The 12,093-nt window shown below is 39.8% G+C and carries 10 protein-coding genes; all 10 read left to right on the forward strand.

The window, feature by feature from the left end; translation table 11 throughout:
- Window positions 1–22 precede the first annotated feature (22 nt).
- The 10 genes from N1I80_RS09535 to N1I80_RS09580 all read left to right on the forward strand — a co-directional run bounded on the left by N1I80_RS09535 (window position 23) and on the right by N1I80_RS09580 (window position 12,089).
- A complete protein-coding gene (locus tag N1I80_RS09535) occupies window positions 23–1,303 on the forward strand; it encodes a sugar ABC transporter substrate-binding protein (RefSeq protein WP_340737648.1) in 1,281 nt (426 codons plus the stop codon).
- Between the two features lie 109 nt (window positions 1,304–1,412).
- Window positions 1,413–2,285: a carbohydrate ABC transporter permease gene (locus N1I80_RS09540; protein ID WP_340737649.1), complete on the forward strand. Its 873-nt coding sequence runs from the start codon at window positions 1,413–1,415 to the stop codon at window positions 2,283–2,285.
- Window positions 2,285–3,121, forward strand: coding sequence for a carbohydrate ABC transporter permease (locus tag N1I80_RS09545; protein WP_340740010.1), 837 nt, complete (start codon window positions 2,285–2,287; stop codon window positions 3,119–3,121). The genes N1I80_RS09540 and N1I80_RS09545 overlap by 1 nt, the downstream gene beginning before the upstream one ends.
- Window positions 3,118–4,131 (forward strand): LacI family DNA-binding transcriptional regulator, encoded by a 1,014-nt coding sequence (locus tag N1I80_RS09550; protein ID WP_340737650.1) that lies wholly within the window; start codon window positions 3,118–3,120, stop codon window positions 4,129–4,131. Before N1I80_RS09545 ends, N1I80_RS09550 begins: the two co-directional genes overlap by 4 nt.
- A 19-nt stretch (window positions 4,132–4,150) precedes the next feature.
- Entirely contained in the window at window positions 4,151–4,834 is a 684-nt protein-coding gene (gene pgmB, locus N1I80_RS09555) for a beta-phosphoglucomutase (protein ID WP_340737651.1), read from the forward strand.
- 12 nt (window positions 4,835–4,846) lie between these two features.
- Complete coding sequence (locus N1I80_RS09560; RefSeq protein ID WP_340737652.1) at window positions 4,847–7,117, forward strand: glycoside hydrolase family 65 protein; 2,271 nt, start codon at window positions 4,847–4,849, stop codon at window positions 7,115–7,117.
- 276 nt (window positions 7,118–7,393) lie between these two features.
- Window positions 7,394–8,086, forward strand: coding sequence for an L-ribulose-5-phosphate 4-epimerase (gene araD / locus N1I80_RS09565; protein ID WP_340737653.1), 693 nt, complete (start codon window positions 7,394–7,396; stop codon window positions 8,084–8,086).
- 12 nt (window positions 8,087–8,098) lie between these two features.
- A complete protein-coding gene (locus N1I80_RS09570) occupies window positions 8,099–9,769 on the forward strand; it encodes a ribulokinase (RefSeq protein ID WP_340737654.1) in 1,671 nt (556 codons plus the stop codon).
- A gap of 22 nt (window positions 9,770–9,791) precedes the next feature.
- Window positions 9,792–11,276 (forward strand): L-arabinose isomerase, encoded by a 1,485-nt coding sequence (gene araA, locus N1I80_RS09575; protein ID WP_340737655.1) that lies wholly within the window; start codon window positions 9,792–9,794, stop codon window positions 11,274–11,276.
- Between the two features lie 42 nt (window positions 11,277–11,318).
- Entirely contained in the window at window positions 11,319–12,089 is a 771-nt protein-coding gene (locus N1I80_RS09580; protein WP_340737656.1) for an AAC(3) family N-acetyltransferase, read from the forward strand.
- The last annotated feature ends 4 nt before the right edge of the window (window positions 12,090–12,093 follow it).

A 12,093-nucleotide genomic window follows, 5' to 3' on the forward strand; every position in this document is an offset into this window, starting at 1 on the left:
AAATAGAAGGGGAGGAATTGACATGAAATTACAAAAAAGAACATTTGGTAGTTTGTTACTCATTGCATTATTACTTCTTTTAGCTGCATGTGGTGGTGGCACGAAAGACGGAGGTACAGCAACGGGCAAGGAAAGCACTGGAGGCGCTGATAAGGTTGATGAAGCAACCGACCAAAAAATCACAATCTTCCAAAGTAAAGTTGAAATTTCTGATCAGTTAGAAGCACTTGCAAAGGAGTACACAGCAGAAACAGGTGTTGAAGTAGAGGTTTGGGGAACAACAGGTGATGATTACTTCCAACAGCTACAAATTCGTTTGAATAGTAACCAGGGACCATCTATTTTTAGCCTTCAGCATGTGCTGGAAGCTGAAAAATTGAAATCGTATGTCCATGATTTATCGTCTGAAGAGTACGTGAGCTATATTGCTCCTGGTATGGAATTAAAGCTTGAGGACAAAATTGTCGGTGTTCCATATGGTGTTGAAGGATTTGGCTTAGTGTACAACAAAGATTTAGTGAAGCCAGAGGATGTTGCTGACTATGCATCATTTGTGAAAACAATGGAAAAATTTAATGCTGAAGGGATTAATGGGCTTGGCCTTGCGAAAGACGCTTATTTCTTAATTGGTCATATTAGTAACTATCCATTCTCTATCCAACCTGATCACTACGCGTTTATCGATAAATTGACGAGTGGTGAAGTTACAATGGCAGATACAAAGGAATTCCAAGAGTTCGGAGATTTCATGGAAACGATTAAAAATAATACACCTAGTCCATTAGACGTAACGTATGATAAAGAAATTGGTGATTTTGCAGCGGGTAAATCGGCAATGATCCACCAAGGGAACTGGGCTTTCGGAATGCTTTCAGAGTTCGATTTTGATTTTGAAGTAGGTATGCTACCATTCCCATTATTGGGTAATGACAAAATGGCTGTCGGTGTTGGGAACAACTGGGCTATCAATGGTATGAAAGACGAAGCTGAAGTACAAGCAGCTAATGACTTCTTGAATTGGATGTCAACAAGTGAAATTGGCCATCGCTATATTGTAGAAGAGTTTGGCTTTGTCCCTGCTCTAACAAATGTTGATGCTGGTGAACTAGATCCACTATCACAAGATGTGCTTGATGCTTCGAATAAAGGACAAACAATTCCATGGGCACAAAACTATTACCCAGCGAATATTGTTCCAAATGATTTTACACCTGTTGCACAAGAGTTCTTCTTGTCTAAAGATATGACAGGTAAAGAATTCATCGACAAGTTGGATGACGCATGGAAAAACGCAGTAAAGTAGTATATTAAATGACTGGGTGTACTTGAAAAAGTATACCCAGTACTTATTTAAAGAGTTGACAAAAGCTCTATGTAACTTGTATATCTACAAGAAAGCGGTGATTTTTGTAATGAAAAAAGGAAATAGAGGCTGGTATATCTTATTTACAGCTCCATTATTAGTGATTTTTACAACAGTAGTAATTATTCCTTTCTTAATAGGAATCTATTATTCTTTTTTTGAATGGGATGGAATCGCAGCAAATCCGAAAGTATTTGTCGGATTAGACAATTTTATACGCTTATTTGATGATGCGCGTTTTCTTAAATCTGCTTGGATTACAACAGTGTTTACGATATTAGCAGTTATTTCAGTAAATATCGTTGGGCTAACTGCTGCATTGCTCGTCACATCCAAACTTCGTGTAGCGAATGTCGCGCGAACGCTGGTCTTTATGCCTTACTTAATTGGTGGTTTAATACTCGGTTATATTTGGCAATTCATATTTTTGGATGTCTTTACATTAATCGGAGATATAACAGGATTAGATGGCATCTTTTTTAACTGGCTAATGGATATGGATTATGCTTTATACGCGATGGTGTTCGTCTTTACATGGCAAATGGCCGGATACGTAATGATCATTTACATTGCGGGGATTCAAGGCGTTCCGAATGATGTCATTGAAGCAGCTAAAATTGATGGGGCAACGGGCTGGCAGCGATTTAGAAAAATCACATTCCCCTTATTAATGCCGGCATTTACTATCAGTCTATTTTTAACACTGTCATCAGCATTTAAAATTTATGATGTCAACCTGAGTTTAACAGGCGGTGGTCCAGCGAACGCTACGGAAATGTTCGCAATGAATATTTATAATGAGATTTTCGGCTATGGTAATTATGGATTTGGCCAAGCTAAAGCGATTATTTTCTTCTTTGTTGTTGCAGCAATTACGTTGACTCAAGTGTATGTTACGAAGAAAAGGGAGGTTGAAATGTGATGAAAATACTTAGTAAGTATGCAAAGGAAGTATTACTTTTTCTGGCAGCGCTTTTCTTCTTATCTCCTATTTATATCATCATTGTCAACTCCTTTAAAAATCGTCAAGAGCTTTATGATAATGCACTTGCGTTACCTGAGAAATTTAGCTTTCAATATTATACAGAAGCAATGGAAAAGATGGGTTTTTTAAGTGCACTCGGAAATTCATTGTATATTACAATACTTTCTGTTCTAATTATTGTCGTACTATCTTCTATGACGGCATGGATGTTGGCAAGAACGGATAATAAGCTGAGTAATATTATATTCATGACGTTTATTGCAACAATGCTAATTCCATTTCAAACACTTATGATGCCGCTAATGCAATTAATGGGAACGATTACGAATGAGCTGCATATTCCAATGTTTAATACGCGCGAAGGCTTAATATTCATGCATGTAGGATTCAGTTCAAGTATTTCAGTATTTTTGTATCATGGTTTCATTAAATCAATTCCGATTACGTTGGAAGAAGCAGCAACAATAGATGGGGCTACAAAATTCGGTGTGTTTTGGCGAATCATTTTCCCAATGCTAAAGCCAATCACAGTAACAGTGATGATCTTAAACGTCATTAATATTTGGAATGATTACCTATTGCCATCGTTAACGTTGACTGATAAAGGATTACGAACGATTCCGCTCTCTACTTTTTACTTCTTTGGCGAGTTTACGATTAAGTGGAATTTAGCGATGGCCGGTCTGATGCTGACGATTATTCCAGTTGTAATTTTCTACGTTCTGGCACAAAAGCATATTATTAAAGGAATTGGGGAAGGTGCGGTCAAGTGACGACTATCAAAGATGTTGCCAAACAAGCAGGAGTGTCCATTGGCGTTGTATCAAAAGCATTTAATAATTACACAGATGTTAGTGAAAAAACAAAGCAAAGAATTTTTGAAGTTGCTAAGGAATTGAACTATACGCCGAATGTAGTGGCTAAAAACCTGTCATCTAAAAAGCAAATGACAATTGGTTTAATATCATCAGGCGTTTTTAATGATAATGAGAAAGATAATAATGCTTTTGATATATTCAAGGGGGTCTATTCGGCTGTATCTGCAGGTCCATTTGAATTATCCATCTATCTCATTGATTCGCAGGAGCAGAAGCAAAAAAGCTATGTTCAATATTGTCGAGAGCGCAATATTGGCGGTGCACTTTTACAAGGAATTCGAACAGATGATTCTTATTATAAAGAATTGATTACGACCAATATTCCCTGTGTTGTGTTCGATATTATGACAGAAACGGACAATGGATTGATTGGCAGTGTGTCGATTGATAATGCTGTTGCGAGTAAGGAAATAGCTAGTTATTTATTGGAGCGTAATCACCGTGATATTGTTGTCGTGGCTGGAACGAAGGAAACGTATGTCAATGCGGAGCGCATGAAAGGCGTGCAACAGGCCTTTCAAGCAAATGACTTAGACTTATGCGATGACAAAGTACTGTACGCTCAATTTTCAGAGCAGGATGCATATGAGCTGACGAAGGTCTATCTTCAAACAGAACAACCGACGGCATTCCTATGCTTTAGTGATTTAATGGCATTTGGTGTCATGAAGGCAGTTAAAGAAGCAGGGTTAAGTATCCCAGAAGACATTTCGATTACGGGATTTGATGATTTGGTCATTAGTGGATACACACAGCCGCAGCTGACGACAGTTGGCCAGGATTTTATGGAAATTGGTAAAGTGGCAGCATTGCTGTTACAAGATTTGATGGAAAATAAGTTGGAACGGCAGCATGTCTATGTGGAGCATCAATTAGTGGAGCGACAAAGTGTCAGGATGATCTGATGAGGAAAGGAAGGTAGCTATGTCACAATACCCAAAGGCTTTTATATATGATTTGGATGGTGTCATTACGGATACAGCAGAATTTCATTTTTTAGCATGGCAGAAACTAGCGGAGGGAATTGATATAACGATTGATCGACAATTTAATGAGCAGCTCAAAGGCATCAGTCGTTTGGAGTCTTTGGAGCGAATTTTAGCTTTGGAGCCTTCTATGCTGTCGTTATCCAGTGATGAAAAGCAGAGACTTGCTAATCAAAAAAATAATCATTATCTAGAGCTAGTAGAGTCAGTTAACACGGATGATATTTTGCCAGGGATTGAGCAGTTATTACGAGAAAATAAAGAACATCAAATGAAAATTGCGCTTGGTTCAGCGAGTAATAATGCGAAAAACATTGTAGATAGGCTTGGACTTACGCATTACTTTGACTATATTGTAGATGCATCACAGGTGAAGAAAGGTAAGCCCGATCCAGAAACCTTTACGACAGCTGCTGACTTTTTAGGAGTACCCTACGAAGAATGCATTGGAATTGAAGATGCAGAGGCAGGTGTGGAAGCTATTAATGGCGCGTTCATGTTCTCTGTAGGTGTAGGGGCAGTGGAACAATTAGCACAAGCTGACTATTTAGTAGCAAACACTTCCGAATTGGTTTTTGATGAAATTATTAAGCGTTATATAGAAAAAAGAACAATTAGCTAAGGAGTGTGGAAAATGACTTGGACATTAACAAAATCAGAGCTAGATCATGAAACCCTATTGTTAAATGAAAGTCTTTTGTCCTTGGGCAATGGTTATCTAGGTGTCAGAGGGAATTTTGAAGAAGGCTATCATGAGGCGTATACATCTATTCGAGGAACATACATAAATGCTTTTCATGATGAAATAGATCTTCAGTATGGAGAAAAGCTACATGGGTTTCCCGACATCCAGCAAAAAATTGTCAATGTGATTGATGGACAAACGATCCAAATCTTGATTGAGGATGAAGCTTTTTCTTTGTTTGAGGGAGAAGTCATTCACTTCGAACGAAATTTACATATGGATAAGGGATTTACTGAACGGATCATTCATTGGAAATCGCCTAAAGGACAAGAAGTTCAGCTTCATTTTAAACGGCTCGTTTCTTTTATAACAAAGGAATTGTTTGCGATTGATGTAAAAATCATTCCTATGGGTCCTATTCAACAAGTGAAAATTATTTCAACGGTGAATGGCGATGTGTCTAACTTTGTCGATAAAACGGATCCGCGAATTGCTTCTGGTCATGCGAAACGCCTCCATGTAGTAGAGGCTGAGCAGCAAGAACAATGGAGCATTGTCAAAAATCGTACGTATGCTACCGAGCTGGAAGTGGCTTGTATCGCTTCAATGCAAGTGACATCTGGGAACTATCAGTATGATAGTAAAGCTACGGATAGTAGCGTGGAACAGACCTATACATTTGAAGGAAATGGGACGATTCACTTTACAAAGTATAATGTGTATACAGATACGCTACGGCATGGCGAAGCTGTTATTGATAAAGCGATTGCTGTTCAACAACAGCTTGCAGCGACAACTTTCGAGGATCTTCTGCTAGAGCAGAAAGAGTATCTGGATCACTTTTGGAGTAAGTCTGATGTAGCGATAGATGGAGACAAACGATTGCAAGAAGGTATTCGATTTAATCTTTACCAACTTTTACAATCAGTCGGTAAAGACCCCGTTAGCAATATTGCAGCAAAAGGATTATCTGGTGAAGGCTATGAGGGTCATTATTTCTGGGACACTGAAATTTATATGTTTCCAGTATTCTTAATGACCAGCCCTGAAATCGCAAAAAATCTATTGCTGCATCGCTATTCTATTTTAGATAGTGCCAGGGTGAGAGCTAAAGAGCTTGGACATACAAAAGGTGCTCTATTCCCGTGGCGAACGATTACAGGGCCAGAAAGCTCAGCATTTTTTCCAGCGGGCACAGCGCAGTATCATATTAGTGCTGATGTGGCGTATAGCTATATTCAATATTATTTAGTTACGCAGGATGAGGCATTTTTAAAGGATTATATGGCTGAGGTGCTTTTTGAAACCGCTCGTTTATGGGCGGATACAGGTCATATGCACGAAGGTCAATTTAGGATTGATAGCGTAACAGGTCCGGATGAGTATACATGTATCGTGAATAATAATTACTATACAAATGTGATGGCCAAGCATAATTTACTGTGGGCTGTTAAGGTATTTCATTTGTTGCATGAAAAGGATAGCAATCATCTACAGCAGCTTATTAACCGCCTAGAGTTGACTGCGTTTGAAGTACAGCAGTGGACAGATGCTGGGGAAAAGATGTATCTCCCTTATGATGAAACATACAAAATGAATGCACAAGATGACAGCTTCTTACAAAAGGCACGTTGGGATCTAGAAAATACGCCAAAAGAGAAATTTCCACTATTGTTGAATTATCATCCATTAACATTGTATAGATACCAAGTGTGTAAGCAAGCCGATACTGTCTTGGCTCATTTTTTATTGGAGGATGAACAAGATATTGAAACGATGCAAAACTCCTATAATTACTATGAACAAATTACAACACATGATTCATCATTATCTGGCTGTGTGTATAGTATTATGGCTTCTAAATTAGGCTATAAAGAGAAAGCATATGCTTATTTTAATGAAACAGCCCGACTGGATTTGGATAATACACAAGGTAATACAAAAGATGGTCTGCACATGGCGAATATGGGTGGTACGTGGCTAGCCATTGTCTATGGATTTGCTGGTTTACGAGTGAAAGAAAGTGGTCTGTCCTTCGCGCCTTTTCTTCCGGATGAATGGAACTCCCTTGATTTTCATGTACAGTACCAGGGAAGATTGCTGAAGGTTCATCTTGGAAGAGATGTAATCAGTTATTTGGTTGTTGAAGGGGAAGGATTGACCATTTGTCATAATGGAAGCTCTCTATATCTTGAGAATGGACAAGAAGTAAAGGTTTAATAGTGAAATAAATGATGAAAAATAACATTTTCGTACAATCACATTTGGTGTGATGAGTATGGAGATGTTTTTTTGTTTGTAGATTAGGTGAAGTTGTTTCGTGCACTGTTTGATCTACCGATGAGTAGGAACGGAAAAGTCTTTTAAAAGAACCTTCACACTGTTTATTTATGAAAAAAACATAATTCTATTGATTGTACGTACGTTTTGTATTAATATAAAAACAGGTACAATAACATGTACGTATATCTTTGTTTGCGAGAGGTGGGAGTAAATATGTTGGAAGAGTTGAAACAACAGGTGCTAGATGCGAATTTAGCATTGCCGAAACACCATTTAGTTACGTTTACATGGGGCAATGTAAGCGGTATCAGTAGGGAGGACAAACTGATTGTCATTAAACCGAGTGGCGTGCCTTATGATGAGTTGACAAAAGAGGATATGGTTGTTGTGGATTTTGACGGAAATGTAGTGGAAGGTAAGTTAAAACCTTCATCTGATACACCTACCCATATTGTCTTATATAAAAACTTTCCTGATATCGGTGGTGTTGTTCATACTCACGCACCTTGGTCAACAAGTTGGGCGCAAGCAGGAAGAGGTCTACCTGCATTAGGGACAACGCATGCAGATTACTTTTACGGAACGATACCTTGTACACGAACAATGACTGAAGATGAAATCAATGGTGCCTACGAGCATGAGACGGGCAATGTCATTATTGAAACGTTTACAGACATCGATCCAAACGAAATACCGAGTGTACTTGTTCATAGTCATGCACCTTTTTCCTGGGGGAAAGACCCTGAGGAGGCGGTACATAATGCGGTTGTATTGGAAGAAGTCGCTAAAATGGCTTTACAGATGTACCAATTGAATCCAGACACACCTGATATGGACCAAACATTGTTGGATAAACATTATCTTCGCAAGCATGGAGCGAAAGCTTATTACGGACAAAAGAGCTAAGGAGGCTTACAAATGACTGAAAAGTATGCAATTGGAGTCGATTATGGTACACAATCTGGTCGTGCGGTTCTTGTTTCATTAGAAAATGGACAAGAAATTGCTGACCATGTTACACCTTATCGCCATAGTGTAATAGATGAAAAGCTGCCAGGTACGGATATTCAATTGGGCTATGAATGGGCTTTACAACATCCGCAAGACTATCTTGAGGTGTTAGAGAACTCCATTCCAGCTGTCTTACAACAATCGGGCGTCAATCCAGATGATATCGTTGGACTAGGTATCGATTTTACAGCGTGTACAATGCTGCCGATTGATGAACAAGGTGAACCTTTATCGAATAACCCAGCATTAAAAGACAATCCGCATAGTTGGTTAAAGCTATGGAAACACCATGCGGCGCAAGATGAAGCTAACAAATTGAATGAGATTGCAGAACAAAGAGGAGAAGCCTTTTTACAAAGGTATGGCGGCAAGATTTCTTCAGAGTGGATGATCGCAAAAATTTGGCAAATCTTAAATGAAGCACCAGAAATTTATGAGCAAACAGATCGCTTTGTTGAAGCGACCGACTGGGTAACGTCAAAATTGACGGGCAATTTAGTGCGTAATAGCTGTACGGCAGGTTATAAATCAATCTGGCATAAAAAAGATGGCTATCCAAGTAAAGAGTTCTTTAAAGCACTCGATCCTCGTTTAGAAAATCTAACGGATACGAAGCTTCGCGGTGAAGTTGTTTCCATTGGAACAAAAGCTGGTGAACTGACAGAAGGGATGGCTAAAATAACTGGATTGAATGCGGGAATAGCTGTATCCGTTGGGAATGTTGATGCCCATGTGTCTGTCCCAGCGATGGGTGTAGCTGAGCCAGGAAAACTTGTGATGACGATGGGTACTTCTATTTGTTCTTTGTTGTTAGGCGAAGAAGAGAAGGAAGTAGAGGGGATGTGCGGAGTCGTTGAAGATGGCATTATTCCAGGTTTTTATGGCTATGAGGCGGGTCAGTCGGCAGTTGGAGATATTTTTGAGTGGTATGTCAATCATGCTGTCCCAGCTTCTGCAGAACAAGAAGCGGCAGAACAGGGGCTCAATATTCATCAGTTGCTAGAGAAAAAAGCAGCTGCCTATCAACCGGGTGAAACTGGATTGTTAGCACTAGATTGGTGGAATGGCAATCGCTCTACATTAGTAGATACTGATTTAAGCGGGCTACTTCTCGGAATGACGTTGCAAACAAAACCAGAAGAGATTTACCGAACGTTATTAGAAGCAACGGCATTTGGAACGCGTAAAATTGTCGATGCTTTTACGAAGAGTGGATTAGCTGTCGATGAGCTATATGTTTGTGGGGGATTGCCTCATAAAAATCAGTTGTTAATGCAAATCTATGCGGATGTTACGAACCGTGTGATTAAAGTGGCAGACTCTTTCCAAACGCCAGCGTTAGGAGCGGCGATGTTCGGTGCAGTTGCTGCAGGTGCGGCGAATGGTGGATTTGATTCTATATTAGATGCAACTAAGAAAATGGCGCGAATTAAAGATGAGGTCATTACGCCGATTCCAGAAAACGTAGCTGTTTATGAAAAAATCTATCAAGAGTATTCGATTTTGCATGAGTATTTTGGTCGTGGAGAAAATGATGTCATGAAGCGACTGCGTGCCATTCGATCTGAAGTAAAGTAATCTACTAATTGGAGGAATAATGATGCTAGCAATTAAACCTTATGAATTTTGGTTTTTAACAGGAAGTCAGAACCTTTATGGTGAAGAAACATTACTGGAAGTAGAGAATAACTCAAAAGAAATTACTAATCAACTGAATGCCAATGGAAATCTTCCATACAATATCGTGTTTAAAACAATTTTAACGAATGCCAATGATATCCGGAAAGTAATGTTAGAAGCGAATAGTGATGAAAACTGTGCCGGTGTTATTACATGGATGCATACATTTTCTCCAGCGAAAATGTGGATTGCTGGCCTTGCTGCTTTGCAAAAGCCGTTACTCCATTTGAATACGCAGTTTAATCGAGATATTCCGTGGCAAGCGATTGATATGGACTTTATGAATACTAATCAATCTGCACACGGAGATCGTGAATATGGTTTTATCGGCACACGTATGAACATTTCGCGTAAAGTAGTCGTCGGTCATTGGTCAAATAAAGATGTGACAGAGAAAGTGGCTAGCTGGATGAACACGGCAGTTGCTGTGACAGAGGGTACGAATATTAGAGTGGCGCGCTTTGGTGATAATATGCGTAATGTTGCTGTGACGGATGGTGACAAAGTAGAAGCGCAGATTAAGTTTGGCTGGACAGTAGATTATTATGGTATTGGTGATCTAGTCGCAGAAATGGCGACAGTATCAGATGATGCCATTGCCAATTTGTATAAAGAGTATGAGACGTTGTATGAACTGCCTGTGGAAGCAAGTGAGCCAGGTGCTGTCAGAGACTCTATCTTGGAACAAGCCCGTATTGAATTAGGATTAAAGTCGTTTTTATCAGCCCGTAATTATAATGCATTTACAACCAATTTTGAGGATCTGCATGGCATGAAACAGCTACCAGGACTCGCGGCTCAACGTTTAATGGCGGAAGGCTATGGTTTTGCGGGAGAAGGGGACTGGAGAACGGCAGCCTTGTTACGCATGATGAAAGTCATTGCCAATAACGAAGGGACTTCGTTTATGGAAGATTATACGTACCACTTGGAGCCCGAAAATGAAATGGTATTAGGTTCACATATGCTAGAAATTTGCCCGACAATCGCAGCAACGAAGCCTCGGATTGTTGTTCAGCCTCTTGGGATTGGCGGTAAAGAGGATCCAGCTCGTCTCGTATTTGATGGACAAGGTGGAAGTGCAGTTGTTGCTTCGCTTATCGAATTAGGTGGTAGATATCGTCTCGTTGTCAACGCTGTACAAGCCCAACATACGATGGAAGAAACACCTAATTTACCTGTGGCGAAAGTATTATGGAAACCGGAACCTTCGCTTGCTGAAGCAACTGAATCATGGATTTATGCGGGAGGAGCACACCACACGGTATTTTCATTAAACGTGACTGTAGAACAATTATATGAGTTTGCGGATATGGCTAATATTGAATGTGTTGTGATTGATAAAGATACGAATGTCAGACAGTTGAGAAGTCAATTGAAGTTGGGCGCAGCAGTTTGGCAGTAAGTTATTATGAGGAACATGTATGTTTAAGGAGGACATTTTACTATGCATACGACAGCTAGTTTAATCAAACAGCTTGAAGAAATGGATATTGATCAGAATGGAACAATCATTGTTCATTCGTCAATGAAAAGTATTGGGCATGTAGAAGATGGTGCGGATGCAGTGCTGGATGCATTGTCGACCTTTATGGCAAAGGGGCTACTCGTTTTCCCAACGCATACATGGAAAGATATTAACAAGGATAATCCGAAATTTTATGTGGATAGCTCGCCTTCACATATCGGCATATTAACTGAGAAATTTAGACAGCGCCCACATGTGATTCGCTCACTACACCCCACGCATTCAGTGGCCGCACTAGGGGGAGATGCATTATCGTTTACGGCTGATAATGAAAAGTTTGACACTCCTTGCGCACGAGGATCTTCATGGGGCAAATTGTTAGACCGTGAAGCAAAGATATTGTTAGTCGGTGTTGATTTACGACGCAATACATTTATCCACGGGATAGAGGAATGGCTGGATATACCGAATCGAATGACAGATGCTCATGAGCAATTATTTACTGTGCTACCAGATGGAACGGAAATATCTGTACCATCTCGAAGGCACCATGGTTTAGACTGGTCGGCGCACTACTGGAAGGTTGAGGAGTTGTTAGCGAGCAAAGGAGCCATTCAGTATGGAAAACTTGGCGATGCTACCGTACTTGTTTGCGATACTGTGAAGTTAACACACTATATAACGGATATGTTGAACAGTAATCCGGAGCTATTTTCTGATAATGAGCCGCTAGCAATAGAATTGATTTAATTGT

The organism is Sporosarcina sp. FSL K6-3457 (genome assembly GCF_038007285.1).
In the GTDB taxonomy this organism is placed as follows: domain Bacteria; phylum Bacillota; class Bacilli; order Bacillales_A; family Planococcaceae; genus Sporosarcina.

What these genes read in the sequence shown, in the direction of transcription:
- N1I80_RS09535 (WP_340737648.1), top strand. Translation starts at nt 23, where the DNA reads ATGAAATTACAAAAAAGAACATTTGGTAGTTTGTTACTCATTGCATTA.
- N1I80_RS09540 (WP_340737649.1), top strand. Translation starts at nt 1,413, where the DNA reads ATGAAAAAAGGAAATAGAGGCTGGTATATCTTATTTACAGCTCCATTA.
- N1I80_RS09545 (WP_340740010.1), top strand. Translation starts at nt 2,285, where the DNA reads ATGAAAATACTTAGTAAGTATGCAAAGGAAGTATTACTTTTTCTGGCA.
- pgmB (WP_340737651.1), top strand. Translation starts at nt 4,151, where the DNA reads ATGTCACAATACCCAAAGGCTTTTATATATGATTTGGATGGTGTCATT.
- N1I80_RS09560 (WP_340737652.1), top strand. Translation starts at nt 4,847, where the DNA reads ATGACTTGGACATTAACAAAATCAGAGCTAGATCATGAAACCCTATTG.
- araD (WP_340737653.1), top strand. Translation starts at nt 7,394, where the DNA reads ATGTTGGAAGAGTTGAAACAACAGGTGCTAGATGCGAATTTAGCATTG.
- N1I80_RS09570 (WP_340737654.1), top strand. Translation starts at nt 8,099, where the DNA reads ATGACTGAAAAGTATGCAATTGGAGTCGATTATGGTACACAATCTGGT.
- araA (WP_340737655.1), top strand. Translation starts at nt 9,792, where the DNA reads ATGCTAGCAATTAAACCTTATGAATTTTGGTTTTTAACAGGAAGTCAG.
- N1I80_RS09580 (WP_340737656.1), top strand. Translation starts at nt 11,319, where the DNA reads ATGCATACGACAGCTAGTTTAATCAAACAGCTTGAAGAAATGGATATT.